18 protein-coding genes are annotated in these 16,460 nt (G+C 67.3%); 7 read left to right on the top strand and 11 right to left on the bottom strand.

Annotated features, from left to right (window positions below; genetic code table 11):
- Nucleotides 1–44: 44 nt before the first annotated feature.
- The 4 genes from PGN14_RS13070 to PGN14_RS13055 all read right to left on the bottom strand — a co-directional run bounded on the left by PGN14_RS13070 (nt 45) and on the right by PGN14_RS13055 (nt 5,521).
- Nucleotides 45–713: a DUF6975 family protein gene (locus tag PGN14_RS13070; protein WP_335299962.1), complete on the bottom strand. Its 669-nt coding sequence runs from the start codon at nt 711–713 to the stop codon at nt 45–47.
- A 179-nt stretch (nt 714–892) separates the two neighbouring features.
- Entirely contained in the window at nt 893–2,920 is a 2,028-nt protein-coding gene (gene rpoD, locus PGN14_RS13065; protein WP_335299961.1) for an RNA polymerase sigma factor RpoD, read from the bottom strand.
- Nucleotides 2,920–4,821 (bottom strand): DNA primase, encoded by a 1,902-nt coding sequence (gene dnaG, locus PGN14_RS13060; RefSeq protein ID WP_335299960.1) that lies wholly within the window; start codon nt 4,819–4,821, stop codon nt 2,920–2,922. The genes rpoD and dnaG overlap by 1 nt, the downstream gene beginning before the upstream one ends.
- A gap of 247 nt (nt 4,822–5,068) precedes the next feature.
- Nucleotides 5,069–5,521, bottom strand: a complete 453-nt coding sequence (locus PGN14_RS13055; protein ID WP_335299958.1) for a GatB/YqeY domain-containing protein — start codon at nt 5,519–5,521, stop codon at nt 5,069–5,071.
- Between the two features lie 107 nt (nt 5,522–5,628).
- Between PGN14_RS13055 and carA the strand changes: the two genes are divergently transcribed.
- Nucleotides 5,629–6,846 carry a glutamine-hydrolyzing carbamoyl-phosphate synthase small subunit gene (carA, locus tag PGN14_RS13050; RefSeq protein ID WP_335299957.1) on the top strand — a complete coding sequence of 406 codons (1,218 nt, stop codon included), beginning with the start codon at nt 5,629–5,631 and terminating at the stop codon, nt 6,844–6,846.
- Here the strand turns inward: carA and PGN14_RS13045 are convergent.
- Entirely contained in the window at nt 6,827–7,234 is a 408-nt protein-coding gene (locus tag PGN14_RS13045; protein WP_335299956.1) for a PIN domain-containing protein, read from the bottom strand. The two genes, carA and PGN14_RS13045, sit on opposite strands and share 20 nt — an antisense overlap.
- Nucleotides 7,224–7,493, bottom strand: coding sequence for a FitA-like ribbon-helix-helix domain-containing protein (locus PGN14_RS13040; protein WP_335299955.1), 270 nt, complete (start codon nt 7,491–7,493; stop codon nt 7,224–7,226). Before PGN14_RS13040 ends, PGN14_RS13045 begins: the two co-directional genes overlap by 11 nt.
- Nucleotides 7,494–7,549: 56 nt before the next feature.
- Here PGN14_RS13040 and carB point away from each other — a divergent pair, with 56 nt between their 5' ends.
- The 4 genes from carB to PGN14_RS13020 all read left to right on the top strand — a co-directional run bounded on the left by carB (nt 7,550) and on the right by PGN14_RS13020 (nt 12,244).
- On the top strand, nt 7,550–10,909 hold the full coding sequence (gene carB / locus PGN14_RS13035) for a carbamoyl-phosphate synthase large subunit (RefSeq protein ID WP_335299954.1): 3,360 nt from the start codon (nt 7,550–7,552) through the stop codon (nt 10,907–10,909).
- Between the two features lie 89 nt (nt 10,910–10,998).
- The gene (gene greA / locus PGN14_RS13030; protein WP_335299952.1) at nt 10,999–11,475 is read left to right on the top strand and encodes a transcription elongation factor GreA; all 477 of its coding nucleotides are present in this window, start codon (nt 10,999–11,001) and stop codon (nt 11,473–11,475) included.
- A gap of 1 nt (nt 11,476) precedes the next feature.
- Nucleotides 11,477–11,698 carry a hypothetical protein gene (locus PGN14_RS13025; protein WP_335299950.1) on the top strand — a complete coding sequence of 74 codons (222 nt, stop codon included), beginning with the start codon at nt 11,477–11,479 and terminating at the stop codon, nt 11,696–11,698.
- 12 nt (nt 11,699–11,710) lie between these two features.
- Entirely contained in the window at nt 11,711–12,244 is a 534-nt protein-coding gene (locus PGN14_RS13020; RefSeq protein WP_335300096.1) for a phosphotransferase, read from the top strand.
- Between the two features lie 207 nt (nt 12,245–12,451).
- On the opposite strand, the gene PGN14_RS13015 is transcribed toward PGN14_RS13020, so the two are convergent.
- The 5 genes from PGN14_RS13015 to PGN14_RS12995 form a co-directional block, all read right to left on the bottom strand.
- Nucleotides 12,452–12,682 (bottom strand): DUF4170 domain-containing protein, encoded by a 231-nt coding sequence (locus PGN14_RS13015; protein ID WP_335299948.1) that lies wholly within the window; start codon nt 12,680–12,682, stop codon nt 12,452–12,454.
- Nucleotides 12,683–12,858: 176 nt separating this feature from the next.
- Entirely contained in the window at nt 12,859–13,320 is a 462-nt protein-coding gene (locus tag PGN14_RS13010) for a hypothetical protein (protein WP_335299947.1), read from the bottom strand.
- Between the two features lie 37 nt (nt 13,321–13,357).
- Nucleotides 13,358–13,633 (bottom strand): phosphatase, encoded by a 276-nt coding sequence (locus PGN14_RS13005; protein ID WP_335299946.1) that lies wholly within the window; start codon nt 13,631–13,633, stop codon nt 13,358–13,360.
- Nucleotides 13,630–13,959, bottom strand: coding sequence for a phage holin family protein (locus PGN14_RS13000; RefSeq protein WP_335299945.1), 330 nt, complete (start codon nt 13,957–13,959; stop codon nt 13,630–13,632). The genes PGN14_RS13005 and PGN14_RS13000 overlap by 4 nt, the downstream gene beginning before the upstream one ends.
- Before the next feature lie 3 nt (nt 13,960–13,962).
- Nucleotides 13,963–14,499: a hypothetical protein gene (locus tag PGN14_RS12995; RefSeq protein ID WP_335299944.1), complete on the bottom strand. Its 537-nt coding sequence runs from the start codon at nt 14,497–14,499 to the stop codon at nt 13,963–13,965.
- 175 nt (nt 14,500–14,674) lie between these two features.
- On the opposite strand from PGN14_RS12995, the gene eno reads away from it, so the two are divergent.
- Together eno and PGN14_RS12985 are read left to right on the top strand one after the other, a co-directional pair.
- Nucleotides 14,675–15,955, top strand: a complete 1,281-nt coding sequence (eno, locus tag PGN14_RS12990) for a phosphopyruvate hydratase (protein WP_335299943.1) — start codon at nt 14,675–14,677, stop codon at nt 15,953–15,955.
- A 55-nt stretch (nt 15,956–16,010) separates the two neighbouring features.
- Nucleotides 16,011–16,325 carry an FtsB family cell division protein gene (locus PGN14_RS12985; RefSeq protein ID WP_335299941.1) on the top strand — a complete coding sequence of 105 codons (315 nt, stop codon included), beginning with the start codon at nt 16,011–16,013 and terminating at the stop codon, nt 16,323–16,325.
- The last annotated feature ends 135 nt before the right edge of the window (nt 16,326–16,460 follow it).

Here is a 16,460-nt window from a genome sequence, read left to right as displayed (position 1 = left end):
GGGTATGGTGTAGCGTGAGGGATCGCCGCAGCGCAAGCGGCGGGTTACAGGTGCGCGCGTGCCTCGGCACGCGCGGCGAGCAGGTGCCACAGCCCGCGGTGCTGGGCCAGCATCTGCTGCGCGCCGAACGCCATCGCGCGCTCGACCGGCGGGGTGGCGGCGACCGCCTCGACGAAGGCCTGCGCGGCGAGCGCGGTGGTGGAGAAATCGACCGCCACGGGCAGGCCGACGCGATCGCTGGTGGTGTCCAGCACGCGCCGCACCGCCGACCAGTCGAGCACGAAGGCGAGCGCGGTGCCGGTGGCGCAGCCGTTACGGTCGGACCGCGCCAGCATCTCCAGCGTGTTGCGCTGCCCCAGGATCGCCGCCTGCGATGCCGCCTGATTGGGCGTGGAGGGGAGGGGGCCGACCGCGGAGGCGAGGCGGATCAGCATCGCGCGTTCCGCCGTCATCGCCGTGGCGGCAGACGTCAGCCAGTCGCGCGCCGCGCTGTCGCTGGTGCCGGCCATCGCCTGATCGACGATGCCGGGAAAGGCGCCATGGACGACCGACAAGGCGTGGACCGCATCGGTCAGGTCGCGCAGCGTCGCGGTGGCGGTCGCGAGGCCGCTCGCATGTGGCGAGGCGGCGGTGCCGTCCGCGGCGACCAGCGCCAGGATCGTGGCCGCCGCACCGACCGGCTTCAGCCCGACGTTACCCACTATCGTCGCCATCGTCGCGCCTCCCGATCGCCAAGCTTGCGAGAACCGGAAAGCGACCCCCGCATCCCGTGGCGCCAGCGATAGCAAGGCGACGTAAATGGGAAGTTTATGTCGGAATTTTTTACAATCCGGCATTGGCCGTCGCAGGGTGCGTCACCCCTTGAGCCGGGGTGACGCTACGGCGCAGGGCCTTACTGATCCAGGAACGACCGCATCTTGCGGCTGCGGCTGGGGTGCTTCAGCTTGCGCAGCGCCTTGGCCTCGATCTGGCGGATGCGCTCGCGGGTCACGCTGAACTGCTGCCCGACTTCCTCCAGCGTGTGGTCGGTGTTCATCCCGATGCCGAAGCGCATGCGCAGCACGCGCTCCTCGCGCGGGGTGAGTGAGGCGAGCACGCGGGTGACGGTCTCCTTCAGGTTCGCCTGGATCGCGGCATCGACCGGGATCACCGCATTCTTGTCCTCGATGAAGTCACCCAGATGCGAATCCTCCTCGTCGCCGATCGGCGTTTCGAGCGAGATCGGCTCCTTGGCGATCTTCATCACCTTCCGCACCTTTTCCAAAGGCATGGACAGGCGCTCGGCCATTTCCTCCGGCGTCGGCTCGCGGCCCTGCTCGTGGAGGAATTGGCGGCTGGTGCGGACCAGCTTGTTGATCGTCTCGATCATATGGACCGGGATGCGGATGGTGCGCGCCTGATCGGCGATCGAGCGCGTGATCGCCTGCCGGATCCACCAGGTGGCATAGGTCGAGAACTTGTAGCCGCGGCGGTACTCGAACTTGTCCACCGCCTTCATCAGGCCGATGTTGCCCTCCTGGATCAGGTCCAGGAACTGCAAGCCACGGTTGGTGTACTTCTTGGCGATCGAGATGACGAGGCGCAGGTTGGCCTCGACCATCTCCTTCTTGGCGATGCGCGCCTCGCGCTCGGCCTTTTGCACCATATTGACGATGCGGCGGAACTCGCTCAGCGCCATGCCGGTCTGCTGCGAGATCTCGCTGATCTCGGTGCGGATGCGATCGACCGCAGCGACCTCGTTGGTCGCAAACGCGGCCCACTTCTTGTCCAGTCCGGCGACCGAGGACAGGAAACCCTCGTCCAGTTCGTGACCCATATAGCGGTCGAGGAAATCCTTGCGGTTCACCTTGTGCCGCTCCGCCAGCCGCAGCATCTGCCCGCCCAGCGCAGTCAACCGGCGATTGTAGCTGTAGAGCTGGTCGACGAGATATTCGATCTTGGTCTGGTGGAACTGGACGCTCTCCACCTCCGCGGTCAGATCCTCGCGCAGCTTCTGATACTTGCGCTCCTCCGCCGCGGACAGCCCGTCGCCGGACGTCATCGCGAACAGCCGACTCTCCTGCATCTTGGAGAATTTGCGGTAGATGGCGGTAATGTTGGCGAACTTCTCCAGCGCCTGCGGCTTGAGCGTCTCCTCCATCTGCGCGAGGCTGAGGGTATTGTCCTCCTCCTCGTCGTCGGACGGGCGCGGCGCACGACGCTCGGTCATGTCGTCCTCGTCGTCGGCCGACACCTCCTCCGGCTCGTCCTCCTCCTTGAACTGCGGACCGGCGTTGGATGCGCTGATCTCGCCATTGTCGTCCTCGGCGCCCTCGACCTGCTCGGCCGACGGACCCTTGGACAGCATCGCGTCGAGATCGACGATCTCGCGCAGCTGCATCGTGCCTTCGTTGAGCGCGGTGGACCAGTCGATGATCGCGTTGAACGTGATCGGGCTTTCGCACAGCCCCAGGATCATCGTGTCGCGCCCGGCCTCGATCCGCTTGGCGATCGCGATCTCGCCCTCGCGCGACAGCAGCTCCACGGCCCCCATCTCGCGCAGGTACATGCGGACGGGATCGTCGGTGCGATCGACCGTCTCCTTCTTCTTCTCAACGACGGGGGCGGAGCCGTCGGCCTCGGTATCGGAGGATTCCGTATCCTCGTCGTCGGCGCGCTCCTCGGTCTCGCCGTCCTCGCCCGCTTCCTCGTTCTCGACGATGTTGACGCCCATCTCGTTGAGCGCGGACATGATGTCCTCAAGCTGGTCGGAGGACATCTGGTCCTGCGGCAGCGCCTCGTTGAGCTGGTCGTAGGTGATGTACCCGCGCTTCTTGGCGCGCGCGATCAACTTCTTGACGTTCGCGTCGTTCAGGTCGATCAGCGGGGCATCGGCCACTTCCGCGCCATCCTCAGCCACGCCACCGTTCATCTTCGCCATCAATCGTCCTCGGGTCCAAGCGCGCGGGCGTCTTCGTTCGCCTGCACGAGATTTGCAAGACGCTCGTCCAGCGCCCGCTGTTCATTCACCAATGCCACCTGTCGTTCGAACGCCTCGTCGGTGAAGCGCGACTGCATCGCGGAGGTGGCCTCCGCCAATGCCGCATCCACCTCCGGCCGGGTGACCAGAATCGCGATCGCCTCGTCGAGGTCCGCACGGGCCTGCGTCATGTCGCCATCGGCGCGCGTGAACGAATAGGGCATCGTATCGGCTCTCAAAAGATCGTGCGCGACCGTATCGAAACCGGACCGCGCCAATATGGTGACGAGCCGCCCGCTATCAAGCGTGCCGTCGCGCCGGTCCTCCAGCGCCACGTCCACCACCGCCTCGAACAGGCGGCCGAGCGCGCCGTCGGCCAGCTTCAGGCTGCCCAGCACCTCCATATGGCGCGCGATCTCCGCCGGGTGCCGGATCAGTCCGGCGAGCACCGCCTTGGCCAGCACGCGATCGATCCCGCCGGCGGCACGCACCTTCTTGGCATCCTCCGTGACCGGCGGGGGAGGGGGCGTCCATTTCTGTCCCGGGCGGCGCTGCGCCATCGGGTAGAAGGGCTGGCGCTGCTGGAAATTGTTGCCGGGGCGGTTGCGCGCGAACTGTTCGTCGAAGCGGTGGCGGAACTCGGCCTGATATTCGCCCTTCACCGACGGATCGGCGATCGACTGCGCCAGTTCCGACAGGCGCCGCTTGAGGCCGGCGCGCTGCTCGGGCGTGTTGAGCGGTTCGGCGGCGAGTTCATGCTTCCACAGCCGGTCGACCAGCGGCTCGGCCTCGCGCACCAGCGCCTCGAACGCGGCGGCGCCCTTGGCGCGCATCAGGTCGTCGGGATCCTGCCCGTCCGGCAGCGTGACGAAGGCGAGGCTGCGCCCGGGTGCCAGCATCGGCAGCGCACGATGCGCGGCGCGGATCGCGGCCTTCTGTCCCGCGGTGTCGCCATCGAGGCAGACGACCGGCACATCGACGACACGCCACAGTCGCTCCAGCTGCGCCTCGGTCAGCGCGGTGCCGAGCGGCGCGACCGCCTCTCCGACGCCGCCCTGCGCCAGCGCGATCGCGTCCATATAGCCCTCGACCACGAACAGCCGGTCCGCCTTGCGCGCGGCCGGCGCGGCGCGGTCGAGGTTGTAGAGCGTGCGCCCCTTGTCGAAGAGCGGGGTGTCGGGGGAGTTGAGGTATTTCGGCTCGCCCTCTCCGATGATCCGCCCGCCGAACGCGATCACGCGCCCGCGCGGATCGCGGATCGGGATCATCAGGCGGCCGCGGAACCGGTCATAGGGTTCCTTGCCCTCGACCTGGATCAGCAACCCCGCCTCGATCAGCATGGCGTCGCCAAAATCCTTCAGCGCGGCGCGTAGCCGGGTGCGCGAATCGGGGGCGTAGCCGATGCCGAACGCCTTGGCGCTCGCGGGCGTCACGCCGCGGCGATCGAGGAGAGCACGTGCCTCCGCGCCGTCGATCGCGCCCAGTTGCTGGACGAAGAAATCGGCCGCGGCGTGCATCACGTCGTGGAGCGACTTCGCCTTTTCGGCGCGCTTCGCGGCGTGGCGGTCCTGCGCGGGCACCTCCATCCCGGCGGCGGCGGCGAGTTCCTTCACCGCATCCATGAAGGGCAGGCCCTGATGATCGGTCAGCCAGCGGATCGCATCGCCGTGCGCCGAACAGCCGAAACAATGATAGAAGCCCTTGTCGTCGTTGACGTAGAAGCTGGGCGTCTTCTCGTTATGGAAGGGGCAGCAGCCCTTCATCTCGCGCCCGGCGCGGGTCAGCTTCACCGTCTTGCCCAACAGCGCCGACAGCGAGGTACGCGCGCGCAATTCGTCGAGGAAGGCGGGAGTGAGGCTCACGCGCGATTGTAACGTGACGTTACATCGTATGTGCGAAAGTTGCAATGATTCTGTTCGCGCGAAGACGCGAAGACGCGAAGGGGTTTGGGTTCACGCGGAGGCGCGGAGACGCGGAGAGTGGCGCGCGCGGCATGGTCCCGGGCCGCGCCAGCGGCTCAACATCCGGACAGCTTGACGCCGTCATTGCGCTGACGCGCTACCACGCCCCGCACGCAACCCCTCCGCGTCTCCGCGTCTTCGCGTGAACCTACGACAGTGCCGCCTTCACCAGCCCCGACGCCTTGCTCATGTCCAGCGTCGCCGCATGACGTGCCTTCAGTTCGGCCATGACGCGGCCCATGTCCTTCATGCCGCTCGCGCCCAGGTCAGCCTTGATCGCCTCGATCGCGGCCTTGGTGTCCTCCTCGCTCATCTGCGCGGGCAGGAAGCGTTCGATTACCGCGACCTCGGCGGCCTCGGCGGCGGCGAGTTCGGCGCGGCCGCCCTGTTCGTACATGGCGATCGATTCGCGGCGCTGTTTCACCATCTTCTGAAGCACTTCGATCACCAGCGCATCGTCGTTCGCGGGCGCGCCGCCGGTGCGTGCCTCGATGTCGCGGTTCTTCACCGCGGCCTGGATCAGGCCGATCGCGGCGCGGGTTTCCTTGTCGCCGGCCTTCATGGCGGCGATCTGGGCTTGCTTGATGTCGTCTCGAATCATGCGCACCCGGATAGCGATGCTGAACGGTTGACGCGAGGGGGCCGGGACACTAGCGGGCGGGGCTTAGCGACATTGCTGCAAACCAACCTGAGGAGTGCTTGCCCACCATGGCCGAGCCCGACATTTCGCGCGTCCCGCAACCGGAGGGGGCCACCGGCGTCCTCGTCCTGGCGAGTGGCGAGGTGGCATGGGGCCGTGGCTTCGGCGCCGAGGGCGCGGCGGTGGGCGAGGTGTGCTTCCACACCGCGATGACCGGCTATCAGGAAATCATGACCGATCCGTCGTTTGCGGGTCAGATCATCACCTTCACCTTCCCGCATATCGGCAATGTCGGCGCCAACCCGGACGACGTGGAGGCGGACAATCCGCACGCGCTGGGGATGATCGTGCGCGAGGATCCGACCGCGCCGTCGAACTTCCGCGCGATGGAGAATCTCGACGGCTGGATGAAGCGGCACACGCGCATCGGCCTCGCCGGCATCGACACCCGCGCGCTGACGCGGCGCATCCGCGGCGGCGGCGCGCCCAACGGCGTGGTGGCGCATTCGCCCGAGGGCACTTTCGACCTCCCCGCGCTGCTGGCGATGGCGCGCGGCTGGCCGGGGCTGGAGGGGATGGACCTCGCCAAGGACGTGACGCGCGAGACGCACGGGACGTGGGAGGGCGGCATCTGGCGGCTCGGTTTCGGGTTCGATGTTGGCGATGGTGCCGTGGAAGCGGGGCAGAGCAGCGATCGTCCGCATGTCGTTGCGATCGACTATGGCAGCAAGTTTAATATCTTCCGAAACATTGTTCAGGCTGGGGCTAAAGTGTCCGTCGTGCCTGCGCAAGCGACGTTCGACGAGATCATGGCGCTGGAGCCGGACGGCATCTTCCTGTCCAACGGCCCCGGCGATCCTGCTGCTACCGGCGAATATGCGGTGCCGGTGATCCAGAAGCTGCTGGAGACGGGCAAGCCGCTGTTCGGCATCTGTCTGGGACACCAACTGCTGGGGCTGGCAGTGGGGGCGAGGACCACCAAGATGTTCCAGGGCCATCGTGGTGCCAACCATCCGGTCAAGCGGCTGTCGGACGGCGCGGTGGAAATCACCAGCATGAACCATGGCTTCGCGGTGGAACGCGACACGCTGCCGCAGAATGCGCGCGAGACGCATGTGTCGCTGTTCGACGGGTCGAATGCGGGGCTGGAGTTGACCGATCGGCCGGCGTTCAGCGTGCAATACCATCCGGAAGCGTCACCGGGGCCGCAGGACAGTTTCTATCTGTTCGAGCGCTTCGTGGGAACGCTGCGCGAAAACGGTCGCGTCAATCCAGCCAGGGATTGACGATGACGGCGTCGGTCCTCGCCATGTCCGAAACGTTCCGGGTGACCAGCGGGATGTCGCGCGCCACCGCCTGCGCGGCGATGAGCATGTCGCGCTCGCCGATCAGCATGCCCGATCGTTGGAGCCGCGCGCGCAGCGGCCCCCAGACGGCGGCGGCATTGGCGTCGAAATCGACGATCCGGTCGCTTAACCGGGTTAGCAGGTCGGCCACGAAGGCATCGAGTTCCGTGCGCCGCGATCCGTCCGCCAGCGCGACGCCGTATCGCATCTCCGCGAGCACGATCGACGAAAGCATGCAGTCGGAAAGGTTGTCGGCGAACCAGCGGCGTACCCGCTCGTCGGGGCGCGGCCGCGACAATTCGCTCCAGACGTTGGTGTCAACCAGCACCGAACACCTCCGCCTCGTCGTCGTGCGGACGGTCGATCACGTCGAGTGTCGCGCCGTTGGCGGTGCGGATCAGGTGATCGACGAAGGCGTCGCTGGACATGGCGCGCACCTGCGCTGCCCGATCGTTCGCGGCAGGCGGGTAGCTGCGCTCCAGCAGCGCGCGCAACTCGGCCTCCAACGATCGTCCGTTGCGGGCAGCCTCCAGCCGCGCGCTCTGCTTCACCGCGTCGTCAAGATTGCGGATAGTGACGCTGCCCACTTTCTCTCTCCAGTGATTGCACTGCAATCAACGTATGCAACGAGATCGATATAGCAATGCCCAAACGCACCGACATCTCCTCCATCCTCGTCATCGGCGCGGGTCCGATCATCATCGGGCAGGCGTGCGAGTTCGATTATTCGGGCACGCAGGCGATCAAGGCGCTCAAGGAAGAGGGCTATCGCATCGTCCTGGTCAATTCGAACCCGGCGACGATCATGACCGATCCCGAGCTGGCCGACGCGACGTATGTCGAGCCGATCACGCCCGATGTTGTCGCAAAGATCATCGAACGTGAGCGGCCCGACGCGGTTCTTCCCACGATGGGGGGGCAAACCGCGCTCAACACCGCGCTGGCGTTGTTCCGCGACGGCACGCTGGAGAAGTTCGGCGTCCAGATGATCGGCGCCGATGCGGAGGCGATCGACAAGGCCGAGGACCGGCTGAAGTTCCGCGATGCGATGGACAAGATCGGGCTGGAAAGCGCGCGCAGCCATATCGCGCATACCGAGGCCGAGGCGCTCGACGGGCTGGAGAAGGTCGGGCTGCCCGCGATCATCCGCCCCAGCTTCACGCTGGGCGGGACAGGCGGCGGCGTCGCGTACAATCGCGAGGAGTTCCTGGAGATCGTCCGCAAGGGGCTGGACGCATCGCCCACCACCGAGGTGCTGATCGAGGAGTCGCTGCTCGGGTGGAAGGAATATGAGATGGAGGTGGTCCGCGACCGCGCGGACAATTGCATCATCATCTGCTCGATCGAGAATGTCGATCCGATGGGCGTCCATACGGGCGATTCCATCACGGTCGCGCCCGCGCTGACGCTGACCGACAAGGAATACCAGATCATGCGCAACGCCAGCATCGCGGTGCTGCGCGAAATCGGCGTCGAAACAGGCGGTTCCAACGTCCAGTTCGCGGTCAATCCGAAGGACGGCCGGCTGATCGTGATCGAGATGAACCCGCGCGTGTCGCGCTCCTCGGCGCTGGCGTCCAAGGCGACCGGCTTCCCGATCGCCAAGGTCGCGGCGAAGCTGGCGGTCGGCTACACGCTCGACGAGATCGAGAACGACATCACCGGCGCGACGCCGGCGTCGTTCGAGCCGACCATCGACTATGTCGTGACCAAGATCCCGCGCTTCGCGTTCGAGAAGTTCAAGGGCGCGCAGGCGACGCTGGGCACCGCGATGAAGAGCGTCGGTGAGGTGATGGCGATCGGCCGCAACATCCACGAATCGATGCAGAAGGCGCTGCGCGGGCTGGAGACCGGGCTGTCCGGCTTCAACAATGTCGAGCGGCTGGTGGGCGCGCCGCGCGCGGAGATCGAGGCGGCGCTCGCCTCGCCAACCCCGGACCGGCTGCTGGTGGCGGCGCAGGCGTTGCGCGAGGGCTTCACCGTCGCCGAGGTGAACGCGATCGCGAAGTTCGACCCCTGGTTCATCGAGCGGATCGCCGAGATCATCGGGGCCGAGCGCGAGGTGATGAAGGACGGCCTGCCGATCGAGGCGGCGGGGATGCGCCGGCTGAAGGCGATGGGCTTCAGCGACAAGCGCCTCGCGTGGCTGGCGCTGCAATCCGCCAACCTGCGCGGCATGGAGCGCGGGATCGCGCGTGGTTCCGGGCTGATCCACGAGGCGGTCAGGGCGATGACCGGCGGCGTGACCGAGGAGGAGGTGCGCGAGCATCGCCTGAAGCTGGGCGTGCGCCCGGTGTTCAAGCGGATCGACACCTGCGCCGCGGAGTTCGACGCGAAGACGCCGTATATGTATTCGACCTATGAGGCGCCCAGTTTTACCTCAGGCAGCTTCGGCGAGCCGGAGAACGAGGCGCAGCCATCGGAGCGGCGCAAGATCGTGATCCTGGGCGGCGGGCCGAACCGGATCGGGCAGGGGATCGAGTTCGATTATTGCTGCTGCCATGCCTGTTTCGCGCTGGTGGATGCCGGATTCGAGACGATCATGGTCAATTGCAACCCGGAGACGGTGTCGACCGATTACGACACGTCGGATCGCCTGTATTTCGAGCCGCTGACCGCGGAGGACGTGCTGGAGATCCTGCATGTCGAGCAACAGGCCGGCGAGCTGGTCGGCGTGATCGTCCAGTTCGGCGGGCAGACGCCGCTGAACCTCGCGCGCGCGCTGGAGAAGGCGGGGATCCCGATCCTGGGCACCAGCCCGGATGCGATCGACCTGGCGGAAGACCGCGAACGGTTTGCCGCGCTGGTCAACCGGTTGAAGCTGCTCCAGCCCGCCAACGGCATCGCGCGCAGCCGCGACGAAGCGCTGAACGTCGCCAACCGCATCGGCTATCCGGTACTGATGCGGCCCAGCTATGTGCTGGGCGGGCGCGCGATGGAGATCGTCGACAGCGACCAGCAGCTGGAGAATTATATCCAGACCGCGGTGCAGGTGTCGGGCGACGCGCCGGTGCTGATCGACCAGTATCTGCGCGATGCGACCGAGGTGGATGTCGACGCGATCTGCGACGGCGACGACGTGGTGGTCGCGGGCGTGCTCCAGCATATCGAGGAGGCGGGGGTCCATTCGGGTGACAGCGCCTGTTCGATCCCGCCCTATTCGCTGCCCGCGGAGGTGATCGCGGAGATCGAGCGCCAGACCGAGGCGCTGGCGCGCGGGCTGGACGTCAAGGGCCTGATGAACATCCAGTTCGCGGTGAAGGACGGTCGGGTCTATCTGATCGAGGTGAACCCGCGAGCGTCGCGCACGGTGCCGTTCGTCGCCAAGGCGATCGGCGCGCCGATCGCGAAGATCGCGAGCCGCGTGATGGCGGGCGAGAAGCTGCGCGACCTGCCCGCGATTGACCGCCACATCGATTATTATGCGGTGAAGGAGGCGGTGTTCCCGTTCACGCGCTTTCCGGGCATCGATCCGGTGCTGTCGCCGGAGATGAAGAGCACGGGCGAAGTGATGGGGATTTCGCACGATTTCACCACCGCCTTCGCCAAGTCGCAGCTTGGCGCGGGCACCGTGCTGCCGACCGGGGGCGCGGTGTTCGTCAGCGTCAAGGACGGCGACAAGGACGCGATCGTCCCCGCGGTCAGCGCGCTGGTCGAGGCCGGGTTCGCGATCGTCGCGACCGGGGGCACCGCGGATCACCTGTCGCGTGCCGGATTGCCGGTGGAGCGCGTCAACAAGGTGGCGCAGGGGCGGCCGCATATCGTCGACCGGATCAAGGACGGCGATATCGCGCTGATCTTCAACACCACCGAAGGCTGGCAGAGCCTGCAGGATTCGCAGCCGATCCGCGCGTCGGCGGTCAACGGCAAGGTGCCGTATTTCACCACCGCCTCCGCGGCGGTGCAGGCGGCGGACGCGATCCGTGCGGCGACGCGCGACGGGGCCGCGCGCAACCTTGAAGTGCGACCGCTACAGGCCTATTATTCGCAGCCGCACAACTGATCCCCACAGTTTCGGACAGTGCGGGCGGCCTCCCACCCGGGGGGCCGCCCGCTTGTCGGTTTTGGGGCCTGATTTTTGAAGGACTAGCGATGGCGACCGTCGACAAGATGCCGATGCTGCAGGAAGGCTATGAGAAGCTGACCGCGGACCTGAAGCGCCTGAAGACCGAACGCCCGCTGATCGTGGATGCGATCGAGGAAGCGCGCGCGCACGGCGACCTGTCGGAAAATGCCGAATATCATGCGGCGAAGGAGCGGCAGGGGCAGGTCGAGGCGTCGATCGCCGACATCGAGGACAAGCTGAGCCGCGCGCAGATCATCGATCCGCGCGACCTGTCGGGCGACAAGATCGTGTTCGGCGCGACCGTCACCCTGCTCGACGACGACGACAAGCCGGTGAAGTACCAGATCGTCGGCCAGACCGAGGCGGACGCGAAGACCGGACGCATCAGCTACAATTCACCGCTGGGCCGCGCGCTGATCGGGCGCAGCGTCGACGACGAGGTCGAGGTGTCGGTGCCGGCGGGCGACCGTTATTATGTGGTGTCGAAGATCGAGTTCATCTGACGTGCGCGCGCCGGGTGCGATCGCCGCTTGGCTCGGCGATCGTCGGCCGGTGGTGGTCGAGGATGGGCAATCCGGCGCGGAGGTCTTTCGCGTCGATGGCGATTGCTTCCTGAAGGTGGGCCGCGGCCCAGCGGCGCCACTGGTCGCCGACGAGGCGGCGCGGCTGGCGTGGCTGTCGGGTCGCGTACCCGCGGCGCGCATCGTCGCGGCGGTCGAGGAGTAGGGCGCGGCGTGGCTGCTGACGTCCGCGCTGCACGGCCTGTCGGCGGGCGATTACATCAAGGCGGATCGGCGGCGCGCGGTAGCGGTGGCGCAGGCGCTCGCCGCCTTTCTGCAACGGCTGCATGCGGTGCCGGTCGACGATTGTCCGTTCGATTCGAGCGTGGCGGCATGGCTGCCGGTCGTCCGGCGGCTGGTCGCGAAGGGGCAGATCGACGTCGAGGATTTTGACGATGAGCATGCCGGCTGGAGCGCGGCGCGCGTCCTGGCCAAGGTGGAGGCGCTGGCGGGGCATGCGCGCGGGCGGGTGGTGGTGCACGGCGACTTCTCGCTCGGCAACGTCATCTTGGGCGATGACGGCACGATCGCAGGGTGCATCGATGTCGGGCGGCTGGGGGTCGGCGATCCATATCGCGACATCTTCATCGGCTGGCGCGATCTCGGCGGGTTCGGCGCCGAGGCGCAGCGCGCGTTCCTGACCGCGCTGGGGATCGACGAGCTGGACGAGACGCGGCGCGAGTTGCACCGCGCGCTGGACGAGCTGTTTTAAGGCCCGGCACAATCACCCCGGACTCGTTCGGAACCGATACAAAAATCCAGTCTCTTTCTGTTCCCCGGCGAAGGCCGGGGTCTAGTCGCGAGTGGTTCCAGCATCTTACGAGCCGAACGACACTGGACCCCGGCCGTCGCCGGGGAACAAGTTCGGCATGACGTCCAGAGATCTTGCAACGGTTCCAGCCTTGCCGGGGTGCTGGAATTACGCCCCCGGCTTCGCCAGCAGGTCCGGCTCCAGCAGGCGGTGGAGGTGGACGACGACGTATTTCATCTCGGCATCGTCGACGGTGCGCTGCGCGGCGGCGCGCCATGCCTTTTCGGCGCTGGCATAATCGGGGTAGATGCCGACGACCTCGATCGACGTCAGGTCGTCGAATCCCAGCGTGCGCGGATCGCTGACGCGACCGCCGAAGACCAGATGCAGCTTGCTCATGCGCGGGCTCCTTGGGGAAGAGACAGGTCGGATGCCGTCCGCCACCGCTCGATACGGCAGAGCCGGCGCGCGACGAAGCGATCGTCGTGCGCCGGCTCTCCTCGATCGTCCCGTGGCGGACGTCATCCGTCGATGCCCGCATTAGCGTCGGCCGCGACGATTTTGAAGGGGGCGGATCAGGCACCGGTGGCGGCGTCGCCCTTCACCTGTTCCTTGCCCGCCTGCGCCGCGGCGGCGCCCGCGGTCGTCGCGGCCTTCAGCACGCCCTGGAACAGCGAGCGCGCCTGGTCCTTCGCCGCGCCCTTGTTCAGCCCGAGATTGTCGAGCTCGGCGCGGCCCGCCTCCTTTGCCGCCGCGATCGCGGCGACGGTGGCCGCGCTGACCTTCTTGCCGACGGGGGCGAGCAGGTCCTTCTCGCGCTGGCTGCGCGGGATCACCGCGGCGACGAGCGCGCCGAGCGCCAGCCCGCCGACGACGAGGCCCAGCGGGTTGGTCTCGATCGCGTCCGCCGCGACATGCGCGGCGTCGCTGGCCTTCTCGCGGGTGGCGTCATAGGCGGCGGTCGCCTTGTCGCGCGCGGTGTCGATGCCGTCGCGCAGGCGCCCATGATGGTCGTTCTGGGTATCGTTGTCGGTCATGATCCATTCCTTTCGGGCGGACGGACGAAAAGGGTGTTCAGGCCTTGCCGCGCAACCGGCGCAACAGGCCCGCGATACGTTTGCGGTTGAGCACCGCGAGGGCGAGCGCGCCGGCGCCCGCGATCGCGGCGGGGTTGCGGCGCGCGGCGTCGAGCGAGGCTTGCGCCGCGCGCGCGCCGCCATCGCTGACCTCCGCCAGAGCGACGCGCGCCAGCTTCTCGGGCGCGAGTTCGCTTTGCAGCGCCTCGACGGTGCCGTTGAGCCGCGAGCGGGCGGCGAGCGCGCGGGCCTCCGCTGCCTCCACCTCGCTCATCGCGACAGCCTCGACTTGCCGGCGAAGGCCAGCGCCGCCGCCGCCGCGAGCGTCGCGCCGATGACGATCAGCGTCGCGAAACCCGGCCCCACCAGCGTCGCCAGCGACAGGATCAGCCCCACTAGCAACGCGATCAGCGCCGCCAGCGCGAGCACGCCCGCGACCGCGAAATAGATCGCGGCGGTGCGATAGCGCGTCACCGCCGCGCCCGCCTTCGCCTTGGCGAGCGCGATCTCCGCGCGCGCCACTTCGCGCGCGTCGCCGGTCAGGCGGGAGACGAGATGGGGGATGCTGCGATCGTCCAGCACCGGCTCGCGCAGGTCCATCGATCAGGCGTCGCTCTGGTCGGGGCGCTGGTCGAGGCCGGAGGAGAGCAGGCGCGCGACGACGAAGCCCAACCCCGCGGCGACGCCGACGGCGACCGCCGGACTCTTTTTGACCAGCTCGCGGACGTCGGCGACCAGATCGTCGACGCTCTTCGAATCCACCGCGCTGGAAAAGCCCTGAACGCGATCGGCGGCCTGGCGCGCATATTGGCCATATTGCTCGCCCAGCTTCTCGTCGACCTGTGTGGCGGCGTCGGTCAGCATCGAGGAAAGCTGGCCCAGCGCGCTGGTCGCCCTCGCCTTGCCGTCCTCCGCGAACAGGCGCGCCTTGTCGCCGGCCTGCTCGCGTCCCTTGGCGACATTGTCGAGCAGCGCCTGCTTCGCGCCGGCGATGCCGTTGCCCTTGTCCCCGCTTTCGGGCGTGAAGGAGGCGGTCTCGCCCAGCGACGGTTCGGGCTGGAAGGTGGTGCCGGTCGGCGGCGGCGCGATGTCGCCGTCGGTCGTCGGGGTGATCGTGTCGCGATCCTGTTGGTCGGCCATCTGAATCCCTTTCATCTTCGAAGCGAAACAACCCGAGGACGCGGCGGCGGTTCCGCTGCCTGATCCTGGTGAACGCATCCGCGTCGCGCGTCCGGCAGCATTTGCGGCGACGCACCATGGCCGCTAAGGCGACCCCGTCCTGCCGCCATCGGCACCAAGATAGGGGGAACGTTACGTGACCGCAATCATCGACCTGCACGGCCGCCGCATCATCGACAGCCGCGGCAACCCGACCGTCGAGGTCGACGTGCTGCTGGAGGATGGCAGCTTCGGCCGCGCGGCGGTGCCCTCCGGCGCGTCGACCGGCGCGCACGAGGCGGTCGAGAAGCGCGACGGCGACAAGGCGAAATGGGGCGGCAAGGGCGTCGACCTGGCGGTCGATGCGGTCAACGACGAGATCGTCGACGCGGTGCTGGGCATGGATGCCGAGGACCAGATCGACATCGACCGCGCGATGATCGAGCTGGACGGCACCGAGAACAAGGGCCGGCTGGGCGCGAACGCGATCCTGGGCGTCAGCCTGGCGGTGGCGAAGGCGGCGGCGGATGCACGCGGGCTGCCGCTGTACCGCTATGTCGGCGGCGTGTCCGCGCATGTCCTGCCGGTGCCGATGATGAACATCATCAACGGCGGCGAACATGCCGACAATCCGATCGATTTTCAGGAATTCATGATCATGCCGGTCGGTGCGCCGACGCTGGCGGATGCGGTGCGCTGCGGCTCGGAAATTTTCCACACCTTGAAGAAGGGGCTGCACGACAAGGGGCTGGCGACCGCGGTGGGTGACGAGGGCGGGTTCGCGCCCAATCTGGCGAGCACCACCGACGCGCTCGACTTCATCATGAAGAGCATCGAGGCGGCGGGCTATACCCCGGGCGACGACGTGATGCTGGCGCTCGACTGCGCCGCGACCGAATTCTTCAAGGACGGCAAGTACGTCATCTCGGGCGAGAATCTGACGCTGGAGCCGGGGGCGATGGCGGAATATCTCGCCGATCTGGTCGCGCGCTACCCGATCCTGTCGATCGAGGACGGCATGGCCGAGGACGATTTCGAGGGCTGGAAGGCGCTGACCGATGCGGTCGGTGGGAAGGTCCAGCTGGTCGGCGACGATCTGTTCGTCACCAATCCGAAGCGGTTGCGCGACGGTATCTCGCGCGGGCTGGCCAATTCGCTGCTGGTGAAGGTCAACCAGATCGGCACGCTGACCGAGACGCTGGAGGCGATCCGCGTCGCGGAGCGCGCGGGCTATACCGCGGTCATGTCGCACCGTTCGGGCGAGACCGAGGATGCCACGATCGCCGATCTGGCGGTGGCGACCAACTGCGGACAGATCAAGACGGGTAGTCTCGCGCGCTCGGACCGGCTCGCAAAGTATAATCAACTGATTCGAATCGAGGAAGAATTGGGCGACATCGCGCATTATGCGGGTCGCGACGTGCTGCGCACGCGCTGATTTTCCCGCGATAACGCTTGCCAAGCGGCGGATGGCGCGCGAGGATCGCGCCATCATGCCGCGCAAGCACCATCCGCTCAAGGCCACGCTCCGCCGCGCGCTCGCGCCGGCGATGTTCGTGGCCGTGCTGACGTTCTTCGGTGCCTATGCGATGCTGGGGCCGAACGGCGTGCTGGCGCTGGGCGACTACAAGCGCCAGATCGTCCAGCGCGAGCGCGCCTATGCCGCGCTGGACCAGCGCCGCACGATGCTGAAGAACCGCGTCGCGCTGCTCGATCCGCGGCATGCCAACCCCGATATGGTCGATGAGCTGGTGCGCAAGGAACTGAACGTCGCGCACCCGGACGAGGTGATCGTTCCGCTGCAATAGGTGGGGCGAGTGCCCTCGTCACCCCGGGCTTGACCCGGGGTGCGTGGTGCCGCGTGCGCAACGATGACGGTGCGTGCGGCGCGATGGATGCCGGATCAAGTCCGGCATGACGGGGTGGACCTGTCTCCCTTCGTC

The sequence above is a fragment of the Sphingomonas adhaesiva genome, from assembly GCF_036946305.1.
Taxonomy (GTDB): Bacteria; Pseudomonadota; Alphaproteobacteria; order Sphingomonadales; family Sphingomonadaceae; genus Sphingomonas; species Sphingomonas adhaesiva_B.
This window is presented reverse-complemented; position numbering and strand designations above follow the sequence as displayed.

Coding starts and splice junctions, on each gene's coding strand:
- PGN14_RS13070 (WP_335299962.1), bottom strand. CDS start 713: ATGGCGACGATAGTGGGTAACGTCGGGCTGAAGCCGGTCGGTGCGGCG.
- rpoD (WP_335299961.1), bottom strand. CDS start 2,920: ATGGCGAAGATGAACGGTGGCGTGGCTGAGGATGGCGCGGAAGTGGCC.
- PGN14_RS13055 (WP_335299958.1), bottom strand. CDS start 5,521: ATGATTCGAGACGACATCAAGCAAGCCCAGATCGCCGCCATGAAGGCC.
- carA (WP_335299957.1), top strand. CDS start 5,629: ATGGCCGAGCCCGACATTTCGCGCGTCCCGCAACCGGAGGGGGCCACC.
- carB (WP_335299954.1), top strand. CDS start 7,550: ATGCCCAAACGCACCGACATCTCCTCCATCCTCGTCATCGGCGCGGGT.
- greA (WP_335299952.1), top strand. CDS start 10,999: ATGGCGACCGTCGACAAGATGCCGATGCTGCAGGAAGGCTATGAGAAG.
- PGN14_RS13015 (WP_335299948.1), bottom strand. CDS start 12,682: ATGAGCAAGCTGCATCTGGTCTTCGGCGGTCGCGTCAGCGATCCGCGC.
- PGN14_RS13010 (WP_335299947.1), bottom strand. CDS start 13,320: ATGACCGACAACGATACCCAGAACGACCATCATGGGCGCCTGCGCGAC.
- PGN14_RS13005 (WP_335299946.1), bottom strand. CDS start 13,633: ATGAGCGAGGTGGAGGCAGCGGAGGCCCGCGCGCTCGCCGCCCGCTCG.
- PGN14_RS13000 (WP_335299945.1), bottom strand. CDS start 13,959: ATGGACCTGCGCGAGCCGGTGCTGGACGATCGCAGCATCCCCCATCTC.
- PGN14_RS12995 (WP_335299944.1), bottom strand. CDS start 14,499: ATGGCCGACCAACAGGATCGCGACACGATCACCCCGACGACCGACGGC.
- PGN14_RS12985 (WP_335299941.1), top strand. CDS start 16,011: ATGCCGCGCAAGCACCATCCGCTCAAGGCCACGCTCCGCCGCGCGCTC.